The sequence below is a fragment of the Streptomyces sp. NPDC085946 genome (assembly GCF_044540485.1).
Classification (GTDB): Bacteria; Actinomycetota; Actinomycetes; order Streptomycetales; family Streptomycetaceae; genus Streptomyces.
In genome coordinates this window covers 366138-391953 of record NZ_JBITSF010000005.1, presented here as the reverse complement: position 1 = coordinate 391953, position 25816 = coordinate 366138, and the positions used below count along the sequence as shown (strand labels likewise).

General features: G+C 71.9%; 23 protein-coding genes, 1 tRNA gene and 1 riboswitch. Of the genes, 8 read left to right on the top strand and 16 right to left on the bottom strand.

Annotation, left to right across the window (positions count from 1 at the left end):
• Positions 1-266 precede the first annotated feature (266 nt).
• Positions 267-1652 (bottom strand): cystathionine beta-synthase, encoded by a 1386-nt coding sequence (locus tag ACIF8T_RS14010; protein WP_400034594.1) that lies wholly within the window; start codon positions 1650-1652, stop codon positions 267-269.
• Positions 1653-1833: 181 nt separating this feature from the next.
• Between ACIF8T_RS14010 and ACIF8T_RS14005 the strand changes: the two genes are divergently transcribed.
• The 3 genes from ACIF8T_RS14005 (at position 1834) to ACIF8T_RS13995 (ending at position 5438) form a co-directional block, all read left to right on the top strand.
• Positions 1834-2853: an SGNH/GDSL hydrolase family protein gene (locus tag ACIF8T_RS14005; RefSeq protein ID WP_400034592.1), complete on the top strand. Its 1020-nt coding sequence runs from the start codon at positions 1834-1836 to the stop codon at positions 2851-2853.
• A 255-nt stretch (positions 2854-3108) separates the two neighbouring features.
• Positions 3109-4329, top strand: a complete 1221-nt coding sequence (locus tag ACIF8T_RS14000; RefSeq protein WP_400034590.1) for an acetyl-CoA C-acetyltransferase — start codon at positions 3109-3111, stop codon at positions 4327-4329.
• Positions 4330-4625: 296 nt separating this feature from the next.
• The gene (locus ACIF8T_RS13995; RefSeq protein ID WP_400034588.1) at positions 4626-5438 is read left to right on the top strand and encodes a hypothetical protein; all 813 of its coding nucleotides are present in this window, start codon (positions 4626-4628) and stop codon (positions 5436-5438) included.
• A 56-nt stretch (positions 5439-5494) separates the two neighbouring features.
• Here ACIF8T_RS13995 and ACIF8T_RS13990 read toward each other — a convergent pair whose 3' ends face one another.
• A complete protein-coding gene (locus ACIF8T_RS13990) occupies positions 5495-5806 on the bottom strand; it encodes a hypothetical protein (protein ID WP_400034586.1) in 312 nt (103 codons plus the stop codon).
• Positions 5807-5908: 102 nt separating this feature from the next.
• Here ACIF8T_RS13990 and ACIF8T_RS13985 point away from each other — a divergent pair, with 102 nt between their 5' ends.
• Positions 5909-6136 (top strand): DUF4287 domain-containing protein, encoded by a 228-nt coding sequence (locus ACIF8T_RS13985; protein WP_400034585.1) that lies wholly within the window; start codon positions 5909-5911, stop codon positions 6134-6136.
• A 107-nt stretch (positions 6137-6243) separates the two neighbouring features.
• Here the strand turns inward: ACIF8T_RS13985 and ACIF8T_RS13980 are convergent, their stop codons facing one another.
• From ACIF8T_RS13980 to ACIF8T_RS13970, 3 genes are all read right to left on the bottom strand, one after another.
• Positions 6244-7152: a Bax inhibitor-1/YccA family protein gene (locus ACIF8T_RS13980; RefSeq protein ID WP_400034583.1), complete on the bottom strand. Its 909-nt coding sequence runs from the start codon at positions 7150-7152 to the stop codon at positions 6244-6246.
• A gap of 214 nt (positions 7153-7366) precedes the next feature.
• Complete coding sequence (locus ACIF8T_RS13975; RefSeq protein WP_400034581.1) at positions 7367-8542, bottom strand: 4-hydroxybenzoate 3-monooxygenase; 1176 nt, start codon at positions 8540-8542, stop codon at positions 7367-7369.
• A gap of 217 nt (positions 8543-8759) precedes the next feature.
• Positions 8760-8843, bottom strand: a tRNA-Leu gene (locus tag ACIF8T_RS13970).
• 393 nt (positions 8844-9236) lie between these two features.
• On the opposite strand from ACIF8T_RS13970, the gene ACIF8T_RS13965 reads away from it, so the two are divergent.
• Both ACIF8T_RS13965 and ACIF8T_RS13960 read left to right on the top strand, forming a co-directional pair.
• Positions 9237-10007 carry an ABC transporter ATP-binding protein gene (locus ACIF8T_RS13965; RefSeq protein ID WP_400034579.1) on the top strand — a complete coding sequence of 257 codons (771 nt, stop codon included), beginning with the start codon at positions 9237-9239 and terminating at the stop codon, positions 10005-10007.
• Between the two features lie 89 nt (positions 10008-10096).
• Positions 10097-12625, top strand: coding sequence for an ABC transporter permease (locus tag ACIF8T_RS13960; RefSeq protein ID WP_400034577.1), 2529 nt, complete (start codon positions 10097-10099; stop codon positions 12623-12625).
• A 70-nt stretch (positions 12626-12695) separates the two neighbouring features.
• Here ACIF8T_RS13960 and ACIF8T_RS13955 read toward each other — a convergent pair whose 3' ends face one another.
• Positions 12696-13988 (bottom strand): class I SAM-dependent methyltransferase, encoded by a 1293-nt coding sequence (locus ACIF8T_RS13955; RefSeq protein WP_400034575.1) that lies wholly within the window; start codon positions 13986-13988, stop codon positions 12696-12698.
• Positions 13989-14209: 221 nt separating this feature from the next.
• Positions 14210-15598: an NAD(P)/FAD-dependent oxidoreductase gene (locus tag ACIF8T_RS13950; protein WP_400034573.1), complete on the bottom strand. Its 1389-nt coding sequence runs from the start codon at positions 15596-15598 to the stop codon at positions 14210-14212.
• Positions 15599-16151: 553 nt separating this feature from the next.
• Here ACIF8T_RS13950 and ACIF8T_RS13945 point away from each other — a divergent pair.
• Positions 16152-16424 (top strand): type II toxin-antitoxin system Phd/YefM family antitoxin, encoded by a 273-nt coding sequence (locus ACIF8T_RS13945; RefSeq protein WP_400034571.1) that lies wholly within the window; start codon positions 16152-16154, stop codon positions 16422-16424.
• The gene (locus tag ACIF8T_RS13940) at positions 16421-16690 is read left to right on the top strand and encodes a type II toxin-antitoxin system RelE/ParE family toxin (RefSeq protein ID WP_400034569.1); all 270 of its coding nucleotides are present in this window, start codon (positions 16421-16423) and stop codon (positions 16688-16690) included. Before ACIF8T_RS13945 ends, ACIF8T_RS13940 begins: the two co-directional genes overlap by 4 nt.
• Before the next feature lie 4 nt (positions 16691-16694).
• Here the strand turns inward: ACIF8T_RS13940 and ACIF8T_RS13935 are convergent, their stop codons facing one another.
• From ACIF8T_RS13935 to ACIF8T_RS13895, 9 genes are all read right to left on the bottom strand, one after another.
• Complete coding sequence (locus ACIF8T_RS13935; protein ID WP_400034567.1) at positions 16695-17636, bottom strand: exopolyphosphatase; 942 nt, start codon at positions 17634-17636, stop codon at positions 16695-16697.
• Positions 17633-18166, bottom strand: coding sequence for a DUF501 domain-containing protein (locus ACIF8T_RS13930; protein ID WP_400034565.1), 534 nt, complete (start codon positions 18164-18166; stop codon positions 17633-17635). Before ACIF8T_RS13930 ends, ACIF8T_RS13935 begins: the two co-directional genes overlap by 4 nt.
• Before the next feature lie 30 nt (positions 18167-18196).
• Positions 18197-18673, bottom strand: coding sequence for a septum formation initiator family protein (locus ACIF8T_RS13925; RefSeq protein ID WP_400034563.1), 477 nt, complete (start codon positions 18671-18673; stop codon positions 18197-18199).
• Positions 18674-18768: 95 nt separating this feature from the next.
• Entirely contained in the window at positions 18769-20049 is a 1281-nt protein-coding gene (eno, locus tag ACIF8T_RS13920; protein WP_400034561.1) for a phosphopyruvate hydratase, read from the bottom strand.
• A gap of 251 nt (positions 20050-20300) precedes the next feature.
• Complete coding sequence (locus tag ACIF8T_RS13915) at positions 20301-21029, bottom strand: transglycosylase family protein (protein WP_400034559.1); 729 nt, start codon at positions 21027-21029, stop codon at positions 20301-20303.
• Between the two features lie 4 nt (positions 21030-21033).
• A riboswitch (cyclic di-AMP (ydaO/yuaA leader) is annotated at positions 21034-21202 on the bottom strand.
• A 193-nt stretch (positions 21203-21395) separates the two neighbouring features.
• Complete coding sequence (locus tag ACIF8T_RS13910; RefSeq protein ID WP_400034557.1) at positions 21396-22433, bottom strand: transglycosylase family protein; 1038 nt, start codon at positions 22431-22433, stop codon at positions 21396-21398.
• A 146-nt stretch (positions 22434-22579) separates the two neighbouring features.
• A complete protein-coding gene (locus ACIF8T_RS13905; protein ID WP_400034555.1) occupies positions 22580-23884 on the bottom strand; it encodes a cytochrome P450 in 1305 nt (434 codons plus the stop codon).
• The gene (locus tag ACIF8T_RS13900; RefSeq protein WP_400034553.1) at positions 23881-24888 is read right to left on the bottom strand and encodes a nucleoside triphosphate pyrophosphohydrolase; all 1008 of its coding nucleotides are present in this window, start codon (positions 24886-24888) and stop codon (positions 23881-23883) included. Before ACIF8T_RS13900 ends, ACIF8T_RS13905 begins: the two co-directional genes overlap by 4 nt.
• Positions 24889-25054: 166 nt before the next feature.
• Complete coding sequence (locus ACIF8T_RS13895; RefSeq protein ID WP_400034551.1) at positions 25055-25702, bottom strand: SurA N-terminal domain-containing protein; 648 nt, start codon at positions 25700-25702, stop codon at positions 25055-25057.
• Between the last annotated feature and the right edge of the window lie 114 nt (positions 25703-25816).

The following is a 25816-nucleotide window of genomic DNA, read 5'->3' as shown; positions in this document are numbered from 1 at the left end:
CGCTCCGGAGGTCCTGTGACGCCGTTCGGCGCCGACCGGACGGGGAGCCGCTCCCGCCCTGCCGACACCCACCAATGTGCCGGACGCGTGTTAAGCGGGTGCTGCGCGGACGTGACGCGCTCGTACCACTTCCGCGACGTCCACGAAGATCACGTACGCCGCGCGTTCACCGCGGACACGGGCGGTTCACCGGACGTTCGCCGTCAGGTTCCCGGCCGGAGGGGAAGGCTGCCGCGTCCGCCTCCCCGCTCCGGCCCGGGGACGGGCTACTTGCCGGTCTTGGCGAGGAAGGCCAGCAGGTCCTGGCGGCTGACGACACCGGTCGGCTTGCCCTCGACGAGGACGATCGCCGCGTCCGCCCGGCCCAGGACGGCCATCAGGTCGCCGACCGGCTCGCCGGAGCCGACCTGCGGCAGCGGGGCGGACATGTGCTTCTCCAGCGGGTCGTCGAGCGAGGCCTTCTTGCTGAACAGCGCGTCCAGCAGCTCGCGTTCCACGACCGAGCCGACCACCTCGGCGGCCATCACGTCCGGGTGCCCGGCGCCCGGCTTGACGACCGGCATCTGGGAGACGCCGTACTCGCGCAGCACCTCGATGGCCTGGCCGACCGTCTCGTCCGGGTGCATGTGGACGAGCGAGGGCATGCCGCCCTCCTTGTCCCTGAGGACGTCGGCGACGCGGGCACTGGGGCCCTCGTCCTCCAGGAAGCCGTAGTCGGCCATCCACTCGTCGTTGAAGATCTTGCTGAGGTAGCCGCGGCCGCTGTCCGGCAGCAGCACGACCACCACGTCGTCCTCGGTCAGCCGCTCGGCGACCCGCAGCGCCGCCACGACCGCCATGCCGCAGGAGCCGCCGACCAGCAGGCCCTCCTCCTTGGCCAGGCGGCGGGTCATCTGGAAGGAGTCCTTGTCGGACACGGCGACGATCTCGTCGGCGACCGTCCGGTCGTAGGCGGTGGGCCAGAAGTCCTCACCGACGCCCTCGACGAGGTACGGCCGTCCGGAGCCGCCGGAGTAGACGGAGCCCTCGGGGTCGGCGCCCACGACCCGGACCCGGCCGTCGCTGACCTCCTTGAGGTAGCGCCCGGTGCCGGAGATGGTGCCGCCGGTGCCGACGCCCGCCACGAAGTGGGTGATCCGCCCCTCCGTCTGCTCCCACAGCTCCGGGCCGGTGGAGTGGTAGTGGGAGAGCGGGTTGTGGGGGTTGGAGTACTGGTCGGGCTTCCAGGCGCCCGGCGTCTCGCGCACCAGCCGGTCGGAGACGTTGTAGTAGGAGTCCGGGTGCTCGGGGGCCACCGCCGTCGGGCAGACGACCACCTCGGCGCCGTACGCCCGCAGCACGTTGATCTTGTCCGTCGACACCTTGTCGGGGCACACGAAGATGCACTTGTACCCCTTCTGCTGGGCCACGATGGCCAGTCCGACGCCGGTGTTCCCGCTGGTCGGCTCGACGATCGTGCCGCCCGGCTTCAGCTCGCCGCTCTGCTCGGCCGCCTCGATCATGCGCAGGGCGATGCGGTCCTTCACCGAGCCGCCGGGGTTGAAGTACTCCACCTTGGCCAGGACGGTCGCCCTGATGCCCTGGGTGACGCTGTTGAGCCTGACGAGCGGGGTGTTGCCGACGAGGCTGATCATCGAGTCGTGGAATCGCACCGTTGTCTCCGGATGCCGCAAAAGATGTGGTCGTAGTGGTTCCGCCAGCCTAGGCCCTGCCGCGGGCCCGCGACGGTCGTGCCGGAGACCCGTGACGGTCGTTCACTCCCCGTCGCGATTGGGCGACGCCCTGTACGGGGCAAGCAGTGGGTGTAGGGGTTCGAGGAGGTGGCGGCGACGCATGACGAGCATGGCGAGGGCGAGGGTGGCCCGCCGGATCGCGGCCGGGGCGGCGTACGGCGGCGGCGGGATCGGCCTGGCCGGTGCGGCCGCCGTCGGGCTGCTGGTGGCCCAGGTACAGCTGGCACGGCGCCGCGTGGGCAACGGCACGTCCTCCCGCGTACCGAACGCGGAAGGTCTCTACGGCCGCACCTGTGCCGTTCCCGGTGAGCCGCCCCTGCGGCTGACCATGCTCGGCGACTCCACGGCCGCCGGCCAGGGCGTCCACCGGGCCGGGCAGACCCCCGCGGCACTGCTGGCGTCGGGCGTCGCCGCGATCGCGGAGCACCCGGTCGAGCTGCGCTCGGTCGCGCTGCCCGGGGCGCGGTCGGACGACCTGGACCGGCAGGTGGCGCTGGCGCTGGCGGACCCGACCCGGGTGCCGGACATCTGCGTGATCATGATCGGCGCGAACGACGTCACCCACCGCATGCCCGCGACGCGCTCGGTGCGCCACCTGGCGTCGGCGGTGCGGCGGCTGCGGACGGCCGGCGCGGAGGTGGTGGTCGGCACCTGCCCCGACCTCGGCACGATCGAGCCGGTGCGGCAGCCGCTGCGCTGGCTGGCCCGGCGGGCCTCCCGCCAGCTGGCGGCCGCCCAGACGATCGGCGTCGTCGAACAGGGCGGCCGGACCGTGTCGCTGGGCGACCTGCTGGGACCCGAGTTCGAGGCGAACCCGCGCGAGCTGTTCGGCCCCGACAGCTACCACCCCTCCGCGGAGGGGTACGCGACCGCGGCGATGGCGGTGCTGCCCACCGTCTGCGCCGCCCTCGGCCTGTGGCCGGCGGAGGACGAGCGTCCCGACGCCTCCCGCCGGGAGGGCTTCCTGCCGGTGGCCAAGGCGGCGGCGGAGGCGGCCGAGGAGGCCGGCACGGAGGTCACGGCCGCGATGCCGACCGGCCCCCGGGGCCCCTGGGCCCTCCTCAAGCGCCGCAGGCGCCGCCGCCTGCCGGAACCGGAACCGGCGGCGCCGTCGGCCTGAGGGGGGGCGCGGCAACGCCGGGGCGTTGCCGGCCCGGGGCTCCGCGGGAAGGGCGGGGCGTTGCCGGCCCGGGACCTTCCGGGGGCGACACGCCTCCGGAGGCCCGGACGGAGGCGGCAGGGCCGCCCTCCGGAAAAAGCAAGCGCTTAGAAAACTGCGGCCAGGGTCACACCGCGCCACCCGTGACCCGGGCCATACGTACGGGTAACTTCCCAACCAGCCCGCCCAACCACCCGGTATGCCCCTGGAGCCGTGATGCCCGAAGCCGTGATCGTTTCCGCCGCCCGCTCCCCCATCGGCCGTGCCTTCAAGGGCTCCCTGAAGGACCTGCGCCCGGACGACCTGGCCGCCACCATCGTCCAGGCCGCCCTCGCCAAGGTCCCCGAGCTGGACCCGAGGGACATCGACGACCTGATGCTCGGCTGCGGCCTGCCCGGCGGCGAGCAGGGCAACAACCTCGGCCGGATCGTCGCCGTGCAGATGGGGATGGACCACCTCCCCGGCTGCACGGTCACCCGCTACTGCTCCTCCTCGCTGCAGACCTCCCGCATGGCGCTGCACGCCATCAAGGCCGGCGAGGGCGACGTCTTCATCTCGGCCGGCGTCGAGACGGTCTCCCGCTTCACCAAGGGCAACTCCGACAGCCTCCCGGACACGCACAACCCGCTGTTCGCCGACGCCGAGGCCCGCACCGCGGAGGTCGCCCAGCAGGAGGGCACCACCTGGCACGACCCGCGCGAGGACGGCCTGCTGCCCGACCCGTACATCGCCATGGGCCAGACCGCGGAGAACCTGGCGCGCTGGAAGGGCGTCACCCGCCAGGACATGGACGAGTTCGGCGTCCGCTCGCAGAACCTCGCCGAGGAGGCCATCAAGAACGGCTTCTGGGAGCGGGAGATCACCCCGGTGACCCTCCCCGACGGCACGGTGGTCAGCAAGGACGACGGCCCGCGCCCCGGCGTCACCCTGGAGGGCGTCGCCGGCCTCAAGCCGGTCTTCCGCCCCGACGGCCTGGTCACCGCCGGCAACTGCTGCCCGCTCAACGACGGCGCCGCCGCGCTCGTCATCATGAGCGACACCAAGGCCCGCGAGCTCGGCCTCACCCCGCTCGCCCGGATCGTCTCCACCGGCGTCTCCGGCCTGTCCCCCGAGATCATGGGCCTCGGTCCGGTCGAGGCCTCGCAGCAGGCGCTGCGGCGGGCCGGCCTGACCATCGACGACATCGACCTGGTCGAGATCAACGAGGCGTTCGCGGCGCAGGTCATCCCCTCCTACCGCGACCTGGGCATCCCGCTGGAGAAGCTGAACGTCAACGGCGGCGCCATCGCCGTCGGCCACCCCTTCGGCATGACCGGCGCCCGCATCACCACCACGCTGATCAACTCGCTCCAGTTCCACGACAAGCAGTTCGGCCTGGAGACGATGTGCGTCGGCGGCGGCCAGGGCATGGCCATGGTCATCGAGCGCCTCAGCTGATCTCCGCGCCCCGCCCCCTCGGTGCCGCCGCACGGTGACCGGCGCGGCACCGAGGGTGAAGCTTCGGCCCAGAACCCGGGAAACACCAGGGTTCTGGGCCGTTTTGTGACCCAAACGACCCCAGGATGTGACCTATCTCCCTCGCCTGCCGGATCACGCAGGTCAGAGAGGTGCACTACCGGCGCTTCCGTAAAAACAGCTGTCCGTTTCGTGACGTTACGCACTGACAGCGGGTTAGTCCGCCCTTCAAGCTGATGTAGGAAGTCGGGGGTCGACTTTGAACCGGGAGTACGTCAGTGAGCGCCATGCCGATCGCCTTGCTGGTCACCACGGCAGCCACGGGCGCCGTGGGGGTCGCCGTCCTGCGCACGCTCATGGTGCTGCGCCGCCAGGTGGCGGCCCTGCACACCGAGCTGGCCGCGAACCGCGCCGCCACCGCCCGCGCCCACGTTCCCGCCGCCCGCACCACCGCCGACGCCGAGGAGATACGCGCCGCCGTGGCCGAGGCGCTCGCCGAGGAGCGCGAGCGGGAGCTGGCCGAGGCGCGCGCGTTCTGGGCCGCCCAGGAGGCCAGGGACGCCTCCGACGCGCCCTCCCTGCTGGGCCTGCCCGACAGCGACCTGTTCCTGCCCCGGCAGGCCGACTTCGCGGGCCTGGAGGCGATCGCCGAGCCGCGGGAGGACGCCGACGAGTACTCCTCGAAGGACTTCGTCCAGGGAGGCACCTCCATGGACTCGCCCGAGCTGGCCGCGGCCCGCCGCCGCCACCCCTCCCACCCGGACTTCGTCCCGGCCGCCTCGCCGGTCGTCGACGACCACGAGCGCACGGTCGCCACGCTGGAGGAGCTGGCCGCCGACCGGGTCGAGCTCACCGACGTCCGCCCGGGCCCCCTGGGCACCCTCGACGTCTACGTCTTCGCCGACGGCACCACCCTGTGCATGACCCCGGGCCACCGCGAGACCGCGGAGCGCCTGGCCGCCGCCGTGCGCGCCGGCCGGACCCCGGTCCTGCTGGGCGGATCGGGCGTCTCGGGCGCCTACACGCTGACGTTCGAGTGCGGCGAGGAGAACGTCTACGTCCTGGCCGACCGGGTCATCGCGTCCCTGTAGGGCACCCGCGCCCGCCGTACCGCGGGCGCGTCGGGCGCGTCGGGCGCGTCAGGGGCTCACACCCCCGCCCGCTGCTGCGCCTCCCCCACCAGCCGCACGGCCTCCTCCACCTGGTCCTCGCCGCTCAGCACGACGGCCAGGTCGTGCCCGGCGACCATGATCTGGTCGGCCGCGGCGAACATCCCCGCGTCGGGCATCTCCCGGGGCTCGGCCCCGGGCGCCTCCAGCAGCTGGGCGCGCCGGGCCAGCTCCCTGGCGAGGTGCAGCGCCTCGGCGGCGGCGCCCCGCTGCAGCCGGCTCTGCGGCGCGGCCCTGAGACGGTCGGCGAAATGCTCCACGGCACGGGTGAGAGGCGTCGTATCAACCACGGCGCGAGCCTACGCACCGCACCGGGACTGTTGCCAACGGGCGGACACTCAGGCACGGTGACCTGAAGGACCGGCTTACATCCCATACGTCCGGAGGCGCCGATGTCCCAAGTCTTCTCCGAGGAGACCCACCGCAACCTGCTCGCCCGCATCCCCCACTGCACCGGTCGTGACCTCACCGACTGGCTCCGCACCGTCGAGGAAGGCCCCGCTCTCCGCTTCGAGGAGAAGGTCAGCTGGCTCCGCCACGAATACGACCTGGCCTACGGACACGCCAAAGCGATCATCCACGAGTACGACCTGAGGAGGGCCGCGCGCAAACTGCTCTAGCGCGCACCGCCGGCCGGGCGGCCGGCACGACGAAGGGCCCCGGAGGATTCCGGGGCCCTGTCACGAGGACGGTGCGCGACGCCCTCGGGCGCCGCGGCGGATCGTCGCTAGTCGTTGCTGTTGAGGATCGAGATGAGCCGCAGGAACTCGAGGTAGATCCACACCAGCGTCAGCGTGAGGCCGAAGGCCGCGAGCCAGGCCTCCTCGCGCGGGGCACCGTAGGCGATGCCGTCCTCGACCTGCTTGAAGTCCAGGGCGAGGAAGCAGGCGCCGAGGATGACGCCGATGACACCGAAGAGGATGCCCAGGCCGCCGCTGCGGAAGCCGAGGCCGTCACCGCCGCCGAACACCGCGAACAGCAGGTTCACGGTCATCAGCAGGATGAAGCCGAGCGCGGCCGCCATCACGAAGCCGTAGAAGCGGCGGTTGACGCGGATCCAGCCCGCCTTGTAGGCGACCAGCACACCGGCGAAGACCGCCATGGTGCCGAGCACGGCCTGCATGGCCGCGCCGTCGGCGATGCGGTTGTCGACGATGTTGGAGACGACGCCGAGGAAGACGCCCTCGAAGGCCGCGTACGTCAGGATCAGCGCGGGCGAGGCCTTGCGCTTGAAGGACTGCACGAACGCCAGGACCATGCCGATCAGCGCGGCACCGATGCCGATGCCGTAGGACCGGCTGATGTTGGCGTCGTCGACCGGCAGCAGGGCCCAGGACAGCGCGGCCGTCACGATGAGCACGCCGAGCGTGCTCCCCGTGCGCATGACCACGTCGTCGATCGTCATCCGCCCGGCGGTGACCGGAGCCTGCGGCGGAGCGCCGTGCTGCAGGTCCTGCTGGGCGTAAGGGTTCTGCGCGTACGGGTTCTGCGCGTACGGGTTGCCGGTCGGCTGGGCGTACGGGTTGCCCTGCGTGGCGACGGCGGGTCCCCCGGCCTGCGGCGCGGTGTTGAAGCCCGCGTAGCCGTTGTCGCGGCTGAACCCCCGTCGCGAGAAGACCGGGTTTCTGCTCCTCATTTCACTCCTCCATGGCCACACAGCATGGCCTTGGCTCAAGAGTAATAGGTAGGCAAAGGATTGACCCTAGTGCTTGGGGAGGATCTTTCCCTCGTCGTGCTGCGCAACACGCTACGCGGGTCCGTGATTCCCCTCACCGGAGGAGGGCATTCATGACCGACCCGCTACACGTCCGGTACCGGCCGGAGACCGGCGCCCCGCGCCGGCCCGGGCGTCACGCGAACGGGAAGCCCGTGTAGCCCTCCGCCAGGTCGGTCTCGGCGGCGCGCGAGGAGGTCAGGCGCTCCAGGCGGGCGAGCTGGACGCGGTCCTCGAAGGGGGTGGCGTCGGGGGCGGTGTGCAGCAGCGTCGTCATGTCGTACGAGAACCGCTCGGCCTGCCAGACCCGGCGCAGGCAGGTCCGCGAGTAGGCGTCCAGCAGCTCGGGCGACCCGGTGCTCCGTTCGTGGACCAGGGCCCGCGCGAAGGTGACGACGTCGCCGACGGCGAGGTTGAGGCCCTTCGCCCCGGTCGGCGGGACGATGTGCGCGGCGTCGCCGGCGAGGAAGAGGCGGCCGTGCCGCATGGGCTCGTGGACGAAGGAGCGCATCGGCGTGACCGACTTCTGGGTGATCGGGCCGCGCCGGAGGGTCCAGTCGTCGTCCGTCTCGAAGCGGCGCTCCAGCTCGTCCCAGATCTCCTCGTCGCTCCAGGTCTCGGCGTCGGTGCCCTCGGGGACCTGGAGGTAGAGGCGGGAGACGGACGGGGAGCGCATGGACAGCAGGGCGAAGCCGCGGTCGTGGCGGGCGTAGACGAGCTCGTCGTGCGAGGGCGGGACGTCGGCGAGGACGCCCAGCCAACCGAAGGGGTACGTACGTTCGAACACCTGGGACAGCGAGGCGGGGAACGCCTGGCGCGCGACCCCCCAGAAGCCGTCGCAGCCGACGACGTAGTCGCACTCCAGGACGTCCTCGACGCCCTGGTGCCGGAAGCGGACACATGGGCGGTCGGTGTCGGCGCCCTCGACGGCGAGCGCCTCCGCCTCGAACAGCAGCGGGCCGCCCCCCTCGAGCTGGAGGGCGATGAGGTCCTTGCAGACCTCGGTCTGGGCGTAGACCATCACGGACCTGCCGCCGGTCAGGGCGGGGAAGTCGACGCGGTGGCGGCGCCGGGCGAAGCGCAGCTCGATGCCGTCGTGGCGCAGCCCCTCGCGGTCCATGCGGTCGCCGGCGCCGGCCGCGCGCAGCACGTCCACCGTGCCCTGCTCCAGGATCCCGGCGCGCTGGCGCCGCTCGACGTAGGCGCGGTCACGGCTCTCCAGGACGACCGAGTCGATGCCGGCGTTGTGGAGGAGCCGCGCCAGGAGGAGGCCGGCGGGGCCGGCTCCGATGATGCCGACGGTGGTGCGCATCGGTCGTTCCCCTTCTCTTCTTCTCTTCCGTCCCGCCGTCGCCTCGCGTGCCGACCGGGACCGGAGTATGCTGTTCGTATAGTGAAATTTTCTTCACTTTCGTCGGATGCGAGTCTCCGACGGCGTGCGGCCGCTGTCAACGGGTGTGCGGTGAAGTCCTCGAGGGACGGGGCGGGGAAAGAGCCGCGCGGCGCCGCGGGGGACGGGCGGCGGGAAGTGCCCGGAGCCGGACTCGAACCGGCACGCCCGCGAAGGGGCAGCGAGGTTTAAGCTCGCCGTGTCTGCATTCCACCATCCGGGCAGGCCATGGGCCCCGCAAAGAGGGTCCGAGCCTATCGGGACGCGCTCCTCGAACAGCGGGCGGGCGAGCCGATGTTGTCTTATTTTATTGACGTCTGAGGGAGCATCAGCACTCGGAACGCGCCATCCGCACTTGCCAACAGCCTTGCGTGCGACGGTCGGCCACGCATGCGGAATGACGGAATTTCACCGTCTGAACAAGGGCACTCCACCTGTTCTTGACATGACCCGCTGTCAGGGTCGCTCGTCATCCCCAGGTATGACAGGGACCCGCCCGGTCCCCCCGAAGTCGCCCCCCGGAACCGGAACAGCGGCTGACTCCACGGCGCCCGGCCGCCGGGACGATGGTTCGGACCTCACCGACACCGCCGTCCCCCGACAGGAGCGCCCTCCCGTGACCACCGCACCCCTCGCCGACCGGTCCACCGCCGTGGCCGCGCGCGCCACGGACCTGTCGAAGACCTACGGACAGGGCGAGACCCAGGTGGTCGCCCTGGACCGGGTCTCCGTCGACTTCCGGCAGGCCGAGTTCACCGCGATCATGGGCCCGTCCGGCTCCGGCAAGTCCACGCTGATGCACTGCGTCGCCGGTCTGGACACCTTCTCCTCCGGTTCCGTGCGCATCGGCGACACCGAGCTCGGCTCCCTGAAGGACAAGCAGCTGACCCGGCTGCGCCGGGACAAGATCGGCTTCATCTTCCAGGCGTTCAACCTGCTGCCGACGCTGACGGCCCTGGAGAACATCACCCTCCCGATGGACATCGCGGGCCGCAGGCCGGACCGAGAGTGGCTGGACTCCGTGATCGGCATGGTGGGCCTCGCCGACCGGCTGGGCCACCGGCCCTCCCAGCTCTCCGGCGGCCAGCAGCAGCGCGTGGCCGTGGCCCGGGCGCTGGCGTCCAAGCCCGAGATCATCTTCGGTGACGAACCCACCGGCAACCTCGACTCCCGCTCCGGCGCCGAGGTGCTGGGCTTCCTGCGCAACTCCGTGCGGGAGCTCGGGCAGACGGTGGTGATGGTGACCCACGACCCGGTGGCGGCGGCCTACGCGGACCGGGTGGTCTTCCTCGCGGACGGCCGGATCGTGGACGAGATGTCCGGCCCCACGGCCGACTCGGTGCTCGACCGCATGAAGCGGTTCGACGCCAAGGGCCGCACCAGCTGACCCCCGGCTCCGCCACCGAGGTCCGCACCGGCCGACCCCCGCCCGTCCCTCCGCCTCCCCTCCCCCGTACGTCTGGACTGACGACACCCATGTTCCGTACCGCCCTGCGCACCGTACTCGCGCACAAGGCCCGGCTCCTGATGACCGTGCTCGCCGTGATGCTCGGCGTGGCCTTCGTGTCGGGGACCCTGGTCTTCACCAACACCCTCTCCGACGCCTACCAGAAGAGCTCCGCCAAGGGTTTCGACCAGGTCGACGTGTCCGTGCGGCCGGCCTACCGGGACGCCGAGGGCGACACGGTGGGCCGGGCCGCCGAGCTGGACCGGGCGGTGCTCGACCGGAGCGCCCGGGTGCCGGGGGCCGCGCACGCCATCGGGATCGTCAGCGGCTTCACCGCCCTGGCCGACCGGGACGGCGAGCTGGTCGGCGACGGCTTCCAGTCGCAGGGCGGCAACTACTGGGGCCCGGAGGACCCCCGGTACCCGCTGGCCGGCGGCCGCGCGCCCGAGGGCCCGGACGAGGTCCTCATCGACTCCGCGACCGCGCGGCGCACCGGGTACGAGATCGGCGACCGGCTGCGGCTGTCGGTCGACGGCCCGGTCCTGACCCCGGAGATCACCGGCGTCTTCACCACCGACGACGGCAACGTCGCCGCCGGCGGCAGCCTCGCCCTGTTCGACACGGCGACCGCGCAGCGGCTGTTCGGCAAGCCGGGCACCTACGACGAGATCGCCGTCGAGGCGAAGCCCGGCGTCACCCAGGCCGCGCTCCGGGCCCAGCTGGACGAGGCGCTGCCGAAGGACCTCGTCGAGACCACGACCGGCCGGGAACTCGCCGACGAACAGGCGGAGATGATCGCCTCCTCGATGAGCGGGCTGCGGCAGGGACTGCTGGTCTTCGCCGGCATCGCGCTGTTCGTCGGCACGTTCATCATCGCCAACACCTTCACCATGCTGGTCGCCCAGCGCACCAGGGAACTGGCGCTGATGCGCGCGGTCGGCGCCTCCCGCCGGCAGGTGACGCGGTCGGTGCTGATCGAGGCGTTCGTGGTCGGCGCGGTCGCCGCCGTGACCGGGCTGGTCGCCGGTGTCGGCATCGGGGCCGGGCTGCGGTCGCTGCTGGGCTCGCTCGGGGAGACCGTGCCCGACGGCCCGCTGGTCGTCACGCCGGGCACGGTCGGCGCCGCCTTCGCGGTCGGCATCCTGGTGACCATGCTCGCGGCCTGGCTGCCGGGCCGCCGGGCCGCGAAGATCCCGCCGGTGGCGGCGATGAGCAGCGTGCACGCCAAGGCGACGACCAAGTCGCTGGTGCTGCGCAACACGCTGGGCGCGCTGTTCTCGGCGGCCGGTGTCGCGGTCGTCCTGGCCGCCACGACGATGGACGGCTCCGACGGGCAGGCCCCCATGGGCCTCGGCGCGGTGCTGCTGATCATCGGCGTGTTCGTCCTGACCCCGCTGCTGTCCCGTCCGCTGATCGCCGCGGCGGCGCCGGTGCTGCGCGTCTTCGGCATCGCGGGCAAGCTGGCCCGGCAGAACTCGCTGCGCAACCCGCGCCGTACGGCCGCCACCGCCTCCGCGCTGATGATCGGCCTCACCCTCATCACCGGCATGACGGTGATGGCGGGCAGCCTCCAGAGGTCCATCGACAAGATGGCCTCGGACGCGATCCGCGCCGACTACGTGGTCTCCATGGCGAACGGCCACACCCTCTCCCCGGACGTCGCGAAGAAACTGGAGCGGACCGACGGCGTCACCGCCACCAGCCCGCTGCGCAACGCGCCCTCCCGCATCGACGGCCGGACCGAGTACCTGACCGGCGTGGACGGCGCCACCATCGGCGACCTGACCGACCTCCCGGTCGACGAGGGCTCGTTCGAGGTCGGCGGCGCGCGGGTCGTCGTGGACGACGAGACCGCCGAGTCGTACGGCTGGACGGCCGGTTCGGCCTTCACCGTCGCCTACGAGGACGGCGCGCGGCAGAAGCTGACGGTCGCCGGCGTCTACCGGGGCAACGACATGATCCGCGGCATCATGCTCGACGTCGCGACCCTGGCCCCGCACGAGTCGGACCCGGCGGACATGCAGGTCATGGTGAAGACCGCGGACGGCGCCTCGGCCGCGGCGAAGGACCGGCTGGAGAAGGCCCTCGGCACCAACCCGGCGATCCGGGTGCAGGACAAGGAGGACATCTCCGACGAGATCGCGCAGATGTTCACGCTGCTGCTGAACATGGTCTACGGCCTGCTCGCGATGGCGGTGGTCGTGGCGGTCCTCGGCGTCGTCAACACCCTGGCCATGTCCGTCTTCGAGCGCTCCCAGGAGATCGGCATGCTGCGGGCGATCGGCCTGGACCGCAGGGGCGTCAAGCGGATGGTCCGCCTGGAGTCCCTGGTGATCTCGCTCTTCGGCGGGGTGCTGGGCATCGGCCTGGGCGTGTTCTTCGGCTGGGCGGCCGGGCAGTTGCTGGGCACCCGGATGGCGACGTACGAACTGGTCCTGCCGTGGGGCCGGATGGCCGTCTTCCTGCTGCTGGCCGCGACGGTCGGCGTCCTCGCGGCGCTGTGGCCGGCCCGCCGGGCGGCGCGCCTGAACGTCCTCCAGGCGATCAAGGCGGAGTAGGCGTACGAGCGCCGAGGGCCCCGCTTCCGGGAGGAGGCGGGGCCCTCGGCGTCCGGCCTTGCCGGGGCGGTCAGTTCCAGGTGCGGGAGCGCAGCGGCATCCCGGAGTCGCCCGATCCGGTGGTCTTCACGGCCAGGACCTGGTTGACGCCGATGCGGTTGCGCTCGAAGGACAGCGCGGAGGCCGCCATGTACAGGCGCCAGACACGGGCCCGGCCGGGACCGGCGAGCCGCACGGCCCGCTCCCAGCCGGCCTCCAGGTTGGCGACCCAGCGGCGCAGGGTGAGGGCGTAGTGCTCGCGGATCGACTCGACGTCGCGCACCTCGAAGCCGGCGCGTTCCAGCTGGGTGACGGTGGTGCCGACGGGCTGGAGCTCGCCGTCGGGGAAGACGTAGGCGTCGATGAACGGGTCGGCGTCGTGGGCCGATTCGTCCCGGTGCGGGCGGCGGGCGATCTGGTGGTCGAGCAGCCGCCCGCCGGGCCGCAGCAGGCGGTGCAGGCCGGTGGCGTAGTCCAGGTACCGCCCGGCGCCGACGTGTTCGGCCATGCCGATGGAGGAGAGGGCGTCGTACGGGCCGTCCTCGACGTCCCGGTAGTCCTGGACGCGGATCTCGACCCGGTCGGCGAGGCCCTCGTCGGCGACGCGCTTGCGGGCGTAGGCGGCCTGCTCCCGGGAGAGGGTGATGCCGACGACGTCCACGCCGTGCTCGCGGGCGGCGTGCAGGGCCAGGGAGCCCCAGCCGCAGCCGACGTCGAGGAGGCGCTGACCGGGCTTCAGGGCGAGCTTGCGGCAGACCAGTTCGAGCTTGTCGCGCTGGGCGGTCTCCAGGGTGCTGTCCGGGGCGGGCCAGTAGGCGCACGAGTACACCATGGAGGGCCCGAGGACGAGCTCGTAGAAGTCGTTGCCGACGTCGTAGTGGTGGCTGACGGCGCGTCGGTCGCTGCGCCTGGTGTGCAGTCCGCGACGGGGTCTGCGGGCCTCCTCGCGCGGCGGGGCGGGCGGCAGCGGGAGGCCCGCCAGGGCCACCAGGCCGCGGACGGCGGCGCGGACCCGGGGGTCGCGCAGGGCCCGGGCGAGGGTGCGGGCGTCCTCGTCGCGTTCCCAGACCAGGCCGGCGAGCAGTTCCAGGGCGGGGTAGAGGTCGCCCTCGACGTCGAGGTCGCCGGCCACCCAGGCGCGGGCCAGGCCCAGTTCGCCCGGTTTCCACAGGAGGCGGCGCAGGGCGCGGCGGTCGCGCACGACCAGGGTCGGTGCGCCCGGCGGGCCCGCCAGCGAACCGTCCCAGGCGCGGATGCGCAGCGGGAGAGGTTCCCCCGCCAGCTGTTCGGCGAGGCCCTTCAGCCGCGACGCGGCGTCCGGCATGGTGCACCACCTCCGTGACAGGTGATCCGGAAATGTCCGTCGCCTACGTAAACACCCGCGGGGCCGGGTCGCCGCCCCCGGCACGCGTCATGACCGCGCAGAACCGCTTCTGCACACGCCGGGGGGAGCCCCGCCCCGGCCTCGGCCGCGGACAGGCCGAAGGGGCCGCCCGCACCACGGATGGCGGGCGGCCCCTTCGGGGTGGACCGGGTGACCGTCGGTCAGGAGGCCTTGGCCTTCTCCTCGGTCTTCTCCTTCGGCGCGGCGGCGACCGGGGCCGGCTTGGCGGCCTCGTAGAACTCCTCGCGCGGGGACTCGATGGCACCCAGGGAGACGACCTCGCGCTTGAGGAACATGCCGAGGGTCCAGTCCGCGAAGACGCGGATCTTGCGGTTCCAGGTCGGCATCGCCAGGCCGTGGTAGCCGCGGTGCATGTACCAGGCGAGACGGCCCTTGAGCTTGATCTTCATCTTGCCCATGACGATCATCGCCACGCCCTTGTGCAGGCCGAGGCCCGCCACCGCGCCCTTGTTGGCGTGGCTGTACTCCTTCTGCGGGAAGCCCCGCATGCCGGAGACCACGTTGTCGCCGAGGACCTTGGCCTGGCGCAGCGCGTGCTGGGCGTTCGGCGGGCACCAGGCGTTCTCCACGCCGGCCTTGCGGGCGGCGAGGTCCGGCACCTGGGCGTTGTCGCCCGCGGCCCAGATGTAGTCGGTGCCCTTGACCTGGAGCGTCGGCGCGCAGTCGATGTGACCGCGCGGCCCGAGGGGGATCCCGAAGCGGGACAGCGCCGGGTTGGGCTTGACGCCCGCCGTCCAGACGATGGTGTTGGCGTCGACCTCGAGGCCGTTCTTCAGCACCACGTGGCCGTCGACGCAGGAGTCCATGGAGGTGGACAGGTAGACCTCGACACCGCGGCTCTCGAGGTGCTCCTTGCCGTACGCGCCGAGCTTGGGGCCGACCTCGGGGAGGATCTTGTCGGCGGCGTCGACGAGGATGAAGCGCATGTCCTCGCGGGACACGTTCTTGTAGTACTTGGCCGCGTCGCGGGCCATGTCCTCGACCTCGCCGATGGTCTCCGCGCCGGCGAAGCCGCCGCCGATGAAGACGAAGGTGAGGGCCTTGCGGCGGATCTCCTCGTCCTGCGTGGAGTCGGCCTTGTCCAGCTGCTCGAGGACGTGGTTGCGCAGGCCGATGGCCTCCTCGATGCCCTTCATGCCGATGCCCTGCTCGGCGAGGCCGGGGATCGGGAAGGTGCGGGAGACCGCGCCCATCGCGATGACCAGGTAGTCGAAGGGCAGCTCGTACGCCTCGCCCACCAGGGGGGCGATCGTGGCGACCTTGCGGTCCTGGTCGATGGTGGTGACCCGGCCGGTGAGGACCTCCGCCTTGGGGAGCACGCGTCGCAGCGGGACGACGACGTGACGCGGGGAGATGCTGCCGGCGGCGGCTTCGGGGAGGAAGGGCTGGTAGGTCATGTACGACCGGGGGTCGACGACCGTGACGGTCGCCTCGCCGTAACGCATCTTCTTCTGGATGCGCCGAGCTGCGTACAGGCCTACGTACCCACCGCCTACTACGAGGATCCTGGGACGCTCCGTGGTGCTCATGGCATCGAGTATCCACCCGTCCGGAGGGGGTGGCTCGTGCGCCCCTTCACAAGCTCTGACACCCCCTGTGCTACACTCCCCGGCCCGCGTGACTTAGATCATGTCCAAGTACGGGAACCGTGAGGCATCCCGCCCCGTTGTCAATGCCGCGTGAGCTGCCTCTCTGGGCGGCGGACCCGGGTGTGAGCCGTCCATGACCCGCTCGCGGGTACGTGATCCGAAGGTGCCCCACGCCCACCTTCTGAACATGTTCAACGGCCCTTCGGACCCCCGAAAGGGCCAACCGGCCCCTTCCGCCGGTCCGGCGGGACCGAATTCCTTGTGAAGAACTTCACGAACTTTCCCGACAGCATGTCAACGAGGGGCCCGCGCAGGGCCCCTCGAGGTCGCTCAAACGCTATCCGAGCTGCTCAACCGTGGCTACCGATGAGTAACAAAAGAGAGCTACGCCACCGACCAGGCGATGCCGTCGAGGATTCTCCATGAACGCGACTCCCGCACGCGGCGACGTCTGCACCCGGCTGGTGTACACGCAAGTGCGTACACTTCTTTCATGGCCGACAACACCGTGACCGTCAGGGAAGCACGCGCACACCTCGCGGAGCACATCAACCGCGCCGAGGAAGGCACTCCGACCGTTATCACGCGCAACGGCGTCCCCGTAGCCGCGGTCGTGCCGATCACCGACTTCGAAGCACTGGAGGAGGCGGCCGACGTGATGCTGGCCCGGGAGGCGGAAGCGGTTCTGGCCGACGGCGGGCCCACCGTCTCCATGGCCGAGTTGCTGGCGGACCTGTTCAGCGAGCGCGGTGAAGGCGCCGCGTGAAGTGCGCCTTCCGGTTCACCGCGGCGGCACAGGGGCAGCTTCGGGCCATCAGCCGGCACGATGCCATGCGCATCCTGACCGCATTGACCGCGCTCGGTGACGATCCGTACCGCGAGGACGCCGATGTCAAGAAGCTCACCGGGCCCTCGGGGCTCTACCGGCTCCGGATCGGCAGCTACCGGGTCGCCTACCAAATCAACGATGGCGAACTCGTCATCCTCGTCGTCAAGGTAGGCGACCGGCGGGACATCCACCGCGGCCTGTAGACGGTCAGGCCACCGACCAGGCGATGCCGTCGAGGATGTCGTGCTCGCTCACCACGACCTCCTCCGCACCGATCCGCTCCATGATCGCCAGCAGGACCAGGGCGCCCGCCCCGATGACGTCCACGCGGCCCGGGTGCATCGACCCGATCGCCGCGCGCTCGGCGTGGGTGGAGCGCAGCAGCCGGGTCGTGATCTCGCGGACCCGGTCGCGCGGGACCCGGGAGTGGTGGATGGCCGCCGAGTCGTAGGCGGGCAGGTCCTGGGCGATCGCCGAGACGGTCGTCACCGAGCCGGCCAGGCCCACCAGCGTGCGCGCCTCGCGCAGCGGGACCGTCTCCTCGGCGAGGTCCAGGGCGGCCTCGATGTCGGCGCGCATCGCGGCGATCTGCTCCTCGGTGGGCGGGTCGCTCACCACGCCGTCCCGGACCAGGTGCCGCTCGGTCATGCGGACGCAGCCGACGTCGACGGAGCGGGCCGCGCGCACGTGGTCGTCCCCGACGACGAACTCGGTCGAACCGCCGCCGATGTCCACCACCAGGAACGGCCGGTGCAGGTCCTGCCGCCCCGTCAGCTCCCTGGTGGCGCCCGTGAAGGAGAACTCGGCCTCCTGGTCGCCGGTGATGACCTCGGGCTCGACGCCCAGGATGTCGAGCACCCCGCGCACGAACTCGTCGCGGTTCTCGGCGTCCCGGGAGGCGGAGGTCGCCACGAAGCGCACGCGCTCCGCGCCGTGCTCCTTGACGACCTCGGCGTACTCGCGGCAGGCCGCGAAGGTGCGCTCCAGTGCCTCGGGGGCGAGGCGGCCGGTGCGGTCGACGCCCTGGCCGAGGCGGACGATGGTCATGCGGCGATCCAGCTCGACGAGCTCGCCGGTGTCCGGGTGCGCGTCGGCGACCAGGAGCCGGATGGAGTTCGTACCGCAGTCGACGGCGGCCACGCGGGTCACTGGTCGTCCTCCTCGTCCGTGACGGTCACGCACGCTCCCTTGCGCCACCACTCGGGCAGCATCGCCAGCGCCTCGTCGCCGAGCGGGTTCACGCCCGGTCCGGCCGCCAGGGAGTGGGCGACGAGCACGTGCAGGCACTTGACCCGGTCGGGCATGCCGCCCGCGCTCGGGAAGTCCTTCAGCACCTCGATCTCGTCGCGGCGCCGGATGTAGTCCTCGTGGGCGGCGCGGTACCGGGCGGCCAGCTCCGGGTCGGCCGCCAGGCGCTCGGTCATCTCCTTCATCACGCCGTTCGCCTCCAGCGTGCCGATCGCCGAGGCGGCCTTGGGGCACGTCAGGTAGTACAGCGTCGGGAACGGCGTCCCGTCGGGCAGCCGCGGAGCCGTCTCCACGACGTCCGGCTGCCCGCACGGGCAGCGGTGCGCGATCGCGCGCAGCCCGCGCGGGGGCCGCCCGAGCTGCTGCTTGAAGGCCTCGACGTCCGCGTCGGTGGGGTCGGTGCGCGGGGTGGTCGGCGGAGGCGTGTCCATACCTGTCTTTCTACGGTCTCACGGGAGGTCTCACTGGGCGGAGGCGTCGGACTTGTCGACGCCCTCCCAGACGTTCGCGTACCAGGGGCGGCCGGCCGCCCCCGCGTCGGTGCGGGTCTTCTTCGCCGCGTCCGGGTCGATCACGATGTAGCCGGTCTCCCCGGGCATGACGTAGTGCAGCCGCTGCCGGATCTGCTGTTCCGCGTAGGCGTCGTCCTGCCAGCGCGCCTTGAGGTCGCGCAGCTGCTCGACCCGCTGCCGGGCCTGCTCCTGCCGGCGCTCGTGCTCGGCGATCTCGGCGCGCTGGGAGACGTACTGCCGCATGGGATAGGCCAGGGCCACGATCAGCGAGCAGAGCACCAGCGCGAGCAGCGCGGCCCGGCCGGTCAGCCGGGAGCGGCGGGCCTGGCGCCTGGTCTGCGAGCGGTAGACCCGGGCCGCGGTCTGCTCGCCGATCAGCCGGATCCTGGTCGCGGTGGAGAACCGGTCCCGGTCCTTCACGGCCATTGCCCCGCCTCCCCTTCATACGCACGTACGTCCCCGCACACGGTACGGGACCGAGTACGGGGACGTACGGACGACGCTTCCTACGGAGCGGGTGCTCAGCCCTTGAAGCGCGGGAACGCGCTCCGGCCGGCGTACACCGCGGCGTCGTCGAGGATCTCCTCGATGCGCAGCAGCTGGTTGTACTTGGCGACGCGCTCGGAGCGGGCCGGGGCACCGGTCTTGATCTGGCCGCAGTTGGTGGCGACGGCCAGGTCGGCGATGGTGACGTCCTCGGTCTCGCCGGAGCGGTGGGACATCATGCACTTGTAGCCGTTGCGCTGGGCGAGCTCGACGGCGTCGAGGGTCTCGGTCAGCGAGCCGATCTGGTTGACCTTGACCAGCAGGGCGTTGGCCGCGCCCTCCTCGATGCCCTTGGCGAGGCGCTCGGGGTTGGTGACGAACAGGTCGTCGCCGACGAGCTGGACCTTGTCGCCGAGCCGGGCGGTGATGGTCTTCCAGCCCTCCCAGTCGTCCTCGAACAGCGGGTCCTCGATGGAGACCAGCGGGTACGCCTCGACGAGCTCGGCGTAGTACTCGGTCATCTCGGCGGCCGTGCGGGACTTGCCCTCGAAGAGGTAGGCGCCGTCCTTGTAGAACTCGGAGGCGGCCACGTCCAGGGCCAGGGCGATCTGCTCGCCGGGGGTGTAGCCGGCCTCCTTGATCGCCTCGAGGATGAGGTCGAGGGCCTCGCGGTTGGAGCCGAGGTTCGGCGCGAAGCCGCCCTCGTCGCCCAGGCCGGTGGCCAGGCCCTTGCTCTTCAGGACCTTCTTCAGCGTGTGGTAGACCTCGGCGCCCCAGCGCAGGGCCTCGGAGAAGGACTCCGCGCCGATCGGGGCGATCATGAACTCCTGGATGTCCACGTTGGAGTCGGCGTGCGAGCCGCCGTTCAGGATGTTCATCATCGGCACCGGCAGCAGGTGCGCGTTGGGGCCGCCCAGGTAGCGGAAGAGCGGCAGGTCGCTGGCCTCGGAGGCGGCGTGCGCGACGGCGAGCGAGACGCCGAGGATGGCGTTGGCGCCGAGCGAGCCCTTGTTGTCGGTGGCGTCCAGGTCGAACATGGCCTGGTCGATCAGGCGCTGCTCGGTGGCGTCGTAGCCGACGAGCTCCGGGCCGATCTGCTCGATGACCGCGAGGACGGCCTTCTCCACACCCTTGCCCAGGTAGCGGTTCGAGTCGCCGTCGCGGAGCTCGATGGCCTCGAAGGCGCCCGTGGAGGCGCCGGACGGGACGGCGGCACGACCCGTGCTGCCGTCGTCGAGGCCGACCTCGACCTCGACCGTGGGGTTGCCTCGGGAGTCCAGGATTTCCCGGGCTACGACGACGTCGATGGACGGCACGAGCATCTCCTTCTTGGATGTGACGCGGGTGAGCAGGGCCGCGATGGCTCTGCGAGACGAGCCTAACGGGCTCCGGGTAATCGGCCAGCCGGTCACCCATCTGTTGGACAGAACAGAGCGTAAATTGTTTTCGTACGGAACAAAAGATGCCGTCCGTCCCTCGCGTCACCCGGCGCCGCGCACGGCCCCGCCCCGGCGCGTACGGGGGAACACGCACCGGGGCGGGGAGCTGGGCGGGAAGCCGCTGCCTCTTACTTGAGGTGCAGCTGCTGACCCGGGTAGATGAGGTCGGCGTCCGCGACGATGTCCTCGTTCAGCTCGAACAGCTTCGCCCAGCCGCCCGCGACGTTCCGGTCGGCGGCGATGGAGCTGAGGGTGTCGCCCTTGACGACCTTGTACTCGCCGTCGCCCTTCTTGACCTTCTCGCCGGTCGGGGTGGTGACGGTCTTGTCGCCCTGCTGCGGCTGGGCCGCCGGGCGCTCGGCGGAGCGGGAGGCCGGCTGCTGCTCGGCCTCGCGCGTCTCGGTGGTGCCGGCGGAGCTGTCGGAGCTGCCAGAGCTCTCGGTGCCGGCGGAGCTGTCGGTGGTGCCGGCGGCGGAACCGCCGTCGTAGGCGGCGCCCGACAGGTTCTTGCCGCAGACCGGCCAGGCGCCCTTGCCCTGGCCCGCGAGCACCTTCTCGGCGATCGTGATCTGCTGCGCCTTGCTGGCCTGGTCGGCCGTGGCGGCGTACTGGGTGCCGCCGTAGGCGGCCCAGGTGGACGCGGAGAACTGCAGGCCGCCGTAGTAGCCGTTGCCGGTGTTGATGGACCAGTTGCCGCCGGACTCGCACTGGGCGACGGCGTCCCACTCGGCGGTGGTGGCGGCGGAGGCGTTGCCGGCCGCCATCAGCGGGGCGGCGACGGCCGCGCCGGCGACACCCGCCATGGCGATGGCACGGGTGGCCTTGGACGAACGACGGTGCTTGCCGGAAAACAGCATGGATGGATCCCCTCACCGACGCCTGCGAGGTGAGCTGTCGGGTTCGGGCCGGTTGAGTTGCCCGGCCGCGCCCCTCACGGGACGCGGCTTCACCCCTAGCCGGACTCAGCCTCAAGTGCTGGGCCTGGCACCTACCTTGGGTCCCCCGCTCCTGCCCACGGCGCTTGACGCGACGACTGTTCCCGGGCAGCCGCTGGCAGGATTCGGCGTTGCGGCGGCCGGGGCCCGCGATGGCGAGCGGTCTCGACCGTAGACACGCGATCCGCGGAATTTCAAAGACGATCAGGGCTTCTGAGATCTATCTCTCACCGCACTTATATGGGACATTCAGTGCGAATCGTGGCGCCAACTCCCGCTGTCCGATTACTACTTTTCGTCCGCTCCGGTCTCGACCTCGAGCGCCTGACCGGGCTGGATGAGGTCCGGGTCGGCCCCCACGACCTGCTCGTTCCCGGCGTAGAGCGCGTTCCATCCGCCGTCGTAGTCAAGGGAGTCGGCGATGGACCAGAGGCTGTCGCCGGCGCGCACGGTGTAGGAGCCGTTCACCCCGCCGCGCGCGGCACCGTCGTCGCGCGAGGCGTGCCGCCCCGCCGCCTCGGCCGTACGGGCCTCCTGTGCGCTCTCCTCGGCGCTGGGGCCGCGGTGCCGGCCGGTGCCCGTCGTCGCGGTGTCGGCCGGCGCGGAAGAGCCGTCGCCCTGGACGGACTTGGCCGGCGCGTCGCCCTCCGGCGCGGCCGCGGACGGACTCCCGGATTCCGCCACGTCGTCACGCGAAGCGTCCGACTTGGACGTTTTGCCCTTCTTGTCCGACACATCGTCAGATGACGGCGACACCGACGGGGAGGCGGACGCCGAGGGAGAAGCGGTGGAGGCCCCGGCGGAACCGGAGGAATCCGCGCCCTCGGTGGATTCGGCCGGATCCGGGGAAGCCGAGGACTTGGAGGAATCGGTCAGACCGGACGAACTGGGCGAACCAGAAGTACCGGTCGCGTCCTTCGCCACCCCGGTGTCGACCTCGACCGAGGCCGAGTCCTTCTCCAGGCCGGCGAGCAGTCCGCAGGTGCGCCAGGCGCCGACCCCCTGGTCGGCGAGGATTCTCTCGGCGACGGCTATCTGCTGGGAGCGGCTGGCCTGGTCCGCGCTCGGGGCGTAGTCGAGACCGCCGTGGTTCTCCCAGTCCTCCTGGGTCACCTGCAGTCCGCCGTAGTAGCCGTTGCCGTTGTTCTGGCTCCAGGCGCCGCCGGACTCGCACTCCGCGACCCGGTCCCAGGTGGTGCCGTCGGCGGCGCTGGCGCCGCCGGCCCCCAGGAGCGGGATGGCGATGGCGGAGCCGGTCACTCCGGCCGCGACGAGGAGAGCCGGAGCCTGGCGGGGGCGACGGTGACGACCGTTCCCGGAGAGCATACGGAGACCTTTCGCATGGCAGCAGGGACCGGCGCGGCGTGTGGTGCTGGGTGCCGCGCGCTGATGGGTGAACGTATCGGCAGACGATCACTTGTCACAAGTTCATGCCGCACAGATCACGTGAAGATCACGAAGTTGAGGATGTGTCACGTTCGTGCAGGTGGTGATGGTTGTCCCACCGGCGTGAACGCCACGGGCAGGGTGCGCAGCCCGCGCATGATGAGTCCGCCGCGCCACCGCAGGTCGGCCGGATCCGCCGCCAGGCGCAGGTCCGGGAGGCGGGTGAGCAGCGTGGCGAGCGCGGTCTGGCCCTCCAGGCGGGCGAGCGGGGCGCCCAGGCAGTAGTGGATGCCGTGGCCGTAGCCGAGGTGCTGGTTGTCGCGGCGGCCGAGGTCGAGCACGTCGGGGTCGGCGAACCGCTCCGGGTCGCGGTCCGCGGCGGCCAGGACGACGAGGACGGGGTCGCCGGGTGCGATGTCCTGCCCGCCGAGGGTGAGCGGCCGGGTGGCGAACCGCCAGGTGGCGAGCTCCACCGGCCCGTCGTAGCGCAGGAGTTCCTCGACGCCGGTCTCCAGCAGGCCGCGTTCGCCGGCGGCGAGGGAGCGCTGGAGCCGGGCGCGCTGGCCGGGGTGGGTGAGCAGGGCGTAGGTGCCGTTGCCGATCAGGTTCACCGTCGTCTCGAAACCGGCGAACAGCAGGATGAAGGCCATCGCTGCGGCCTCGTTCTCGGTGAGGTGCTCGCCGTGGTCGGAGGCGCGGATGAGGCCGGAGATGAGGTCCTCGCCGGGGGCGGGCCGGGACGGCAGGGCCTCGCGCTTGCGGTGGATGAGGTCGGCGAGGTAGCCGCGCATCTTCTTCACCGACCGCGCGACGCCGCCCCGCGGTCCGCCGCCGTGCCGGATCATCATGCCCGCCCAGTCCCGGAAGTCGTCCTGGTCCTCGCGCGGGACGCCGAGCAGGTCGCAGATGGCGTAGATCGGCAGCGGGAAGGCGAAGTCGTGGATGAGGTCGGCTGAGCCCTCGGCGGCGAACCGGTCGATGAGCCCGTCGGTGAGCTCCTGCACGCGGGGCGCGAACTCGGCGACCCGGCGGGGCGTGAACGCCTTGGAGACGAGCCGGCGCAGGCGGGTGTGGTCGGGCGGGTCGATGTTGAGCAGGTGGGTCATCAACTCGGCCTTGCGCTCACCGGGGATGCCGGTCTTGCCCTTGGCGTGCGCGGGCTCGTCGTGGTGCGCCGGGTTCTTGGACAGGCGGGGGTCGGCGAGGGCCTGCCTGGCGTCGGCGTACCGGGTGACCAGCCAGGCCTCGACCCCGCTGGGCAGGCGTGTGCGGTGCACGGGCGCGTGCTCGCGGAGCCAGGCGTAGGCGGGGTAGGGGTCGGTCGCGAACTCCCAGGTGAAGAGCTCGGGGGCGGCGGGGGTGGTGCGGGAGGGCTGAGGCTGGTCGGTCACTCCTCGACGGTATCGGGGCGGGAGTCTCCGCCGGCCGTGCCCTCCGCGCTGCGCACCGCGTCCCGGTACGCCCGTGCCGCCGCCCGCAGCGCCGCCTCCGGGTCCACCCCCTCCGCCTCGGCCCGCACCGCCAGCTCCAGCAGCTCGTAGCCGACGCCCTCCACCCGCGGCAGGGGGACGTCCAGGCCCGCGGTGCGCACCCGGGAGGCCAGCTTGGCCGCGAGGGCCAGGCCGGGCTGGCCGAGGGGGATGCCCTCGGTGACGGAGGTGCGCCGCTTCTCCACCGCCTTGGTGCGCAGCCAGTGCGCCTTGACCTCCTCGGGGGTGGTCGCCGTCTCGTCGCCGAAGACGTGCGGGTGGCGGTGGATGAGCTTGGCGACGATGCCGCCGGCCACGTCGTCGACGGAGAAGGGCGCGTCGGGGTGCTCCTCGGCGATCCGGGCGTGGAAGACGACCTGGAGGAGCACGTCGCCGAGCTCCTCGCGCAGCTCGTCGCGGTCGCCCTCCTCGATCGCCTCGACGAGCTCGTACGCCTCCTCGATGCCGTACTTCGCCAGGCCCTGGTGGGTCTGCCGCGACGACCAGGGGCACTCGGCGCGGATGCGGTCCATGACCTGCACGAGGTCGAGGAGGCGGGCGCCGGGCAGGTCGTAGGAGGCGGGCAGCAGCTCCAGGTCGGGCATGCGGACCCGGCCGGAGCCCGCGAGGCGCGCCAGGCCGTCGGTGAGGGCGGGCTCGCCCTCACCGGTCGCCACGACGACCACCGTGCGCCCGCCCGCGCAGGCGTCCACCAGTTCCTCGGCGGTCGGGGACGCCGCGTCGACGGTTATCCCCGCCTCCCGCAGGTACGGCAGCTGCGGGTGCGCGCCGTCCGCGCACAGCACCCGGTCGGCCGCGTGCAGGGCCTGCCAGGCGGGCCAGGACAGCAGACCGGGGGCGACACGGTGGCTGGTGGTGAGCAGGACGATGCGGCCGGGGGCGGTGTCGGGACTCGAAGCGTTCACGGTCCGACGCTAACCCACGGGGCGGACGGGGAGGCGAGTCGTCCACAGGGGTGAGGGTGCGCCGGGGGGCGTCCACGGGCGACGGGCCGAAACGGGCGTCCGGGGAAGGAGGTCGTCCGCGCGGAGGGCCGAGCGGTCCGGGCAGGGAGCCGGCGGGCGGGCCGCCCTACGCCGGCTGGTCCGCCCGGCCCGCCGTGACCTCGCGGAGCCACGGGGTCCTGCCGTCGACGCGGCTGCTCTTCTCCACGTCCCAGCTGCCGTAGCGCGGGTTGAGGTCGATGTCCAGCTTGCCGGACGCGTCGGACAGGGCCTTCCAGAAGTCCGGCCGGCTGGTGTCGGTGCCGAGCTTCTCGGCGAGCTTCTGGGCCTCCAGCTGGAGGCGGAGGTTCTCCTCCAGCCGCAGGGGCGGGATGCCGTACTGCTGGAGCCAGGCCGTCTCCAGCGCCTCGGCGCCGCCGGCCTGCTCCTCCAGCCCGGAGCGCATCCGCTGGACCTCCTTGCGGGTCACCGTGACGCCCGCGTCCTCGGCGGCGCGGTGCAGCACCCGGTCGAGGACCATGGTGTGCAGGGTGTCGCGGGTGAGGCTGCCGGTCCTGGCGATGACCTGCCGGTACTGGGCGTCCCCGTCCACGGCCTCGCGCTGCGCGGTGCGCACCTCCTCGACCCGGTCCTCCAGCTGGGAGACGGTGATCCGCTGACCGCCGACGACGGCCGCCGCGCCGGGATGCGCGTCGTTCCCGCAGGCGGTGAGGACGGGCGCCGCGGCGGCGATCACGGCGGTGAGCAGGAGCGCGGTGCGACGGCGGCGGTGCAAGGAAACCTCCCGAGGAGATTGTGCGACGGTGCACAAAGTCTTGCGGTGATCGATGGTAGGCAGCGGCCGGGCTCTGGCCAACCCATTCGACCAACGATTCGCGACGACTTCCGG

Bases quoted from the DNA above. Each gene is read 5' to 3' on its own strand.
- ACIF8T_RS14005 (WP_400034592.1), top strand. From the start codon at position 1,834: ATGACGAGCATGGCGAGGGCGAGGGTGGCCCGCCGGATCGCGGCCGGG.
- ACIF8T_RS14000 (WP_400034590.1), top strand. From the start codon at position 3,109: ATGCCCGAAGCCGTGATCGTTTCCGCCGCCCGCTCCCCCATCGGCCGT.
- ACIF8T_RS13985 (WP_400034585.1), top strand. From the start codon at position 5,909: ATGTCCCAAGTCTTCTCCGAGGAGACCCACCGCAACCTGCTCGCCCGC.
- ACIF8T_RS13980 (WP_400034583.1), bottom strand. From the start codon at position 7,152: ATGAGGAGCAGAAACCCGGTCTTCTCGCGACGGGGGTTCAGCCGCGAC.
- ACIF8T_RS13975 (WP_400034581.1), bottom strand. From the start codon at position 8,542: ATGCGCACCACCGTCGGCATCATCGGAGCCGGCCCCGCCGGCCTCCTC.
- ACIF8T_RS13960 (WP_400034577.1), top strand. From the start codon at position 10,097: ATGTTCCGTACCGCCCTGCGCACCGTACTCGCGCACAAGGCCCGGCTC.
- ACIF8T_RS13955 (WP_400034575.1), bottom strand. From the start codon at position 13,988: ATGCCGGACGCCGCGTCGCGGCTGAAGGGCCTCGCCGAACAGCTGGCG.
- ACIF8T_RS13950 (WP_400034573.1), bottom strand. From the start codon at position 15,598: ATGAGCACCACGGAGCGTCCCAGGATCCTCGTAGTAGGCGGTGGGTAC.
- ACIF8T_RS13945 (WP_400034571.1), top strand. From the start codon at position 16,152: ATGGCCGACAACACCGTGACCGTCAGGGAAGCACGCGCACACCTCGCG.
- ACIF8T_RS13930 (WP_400034565.1), bottom strand. From the start codon at position 18,166: ATGGACACGCCTCCGCCGACCACCCCGCGCACCGACCCCACCGACGCG.
- ACIF8T_RS13925 (WP_400034563.1), bottom strand. From the start codon at position 18,673: ATGGCCGTGAAGGACCGGGACCGGTTCTCCACCGCGACCAGGATCCGG.
- ACIF8T_RS13915 (WP_400034559.1), bottom strand. From the start codon at position 21,029: ATGCTGTTTTCCGGCAAGCACCGTCGTTCGTCCAAGGCCACCCGTGCC.
- ACIF8T_RS13910 (WP_400034557.1), bottom strand. From the start codon at position 22,433: ATGCTCTCCGGGAACGGTCGTCACCGTCGCCCCCGCCAGGCTCCGGCT.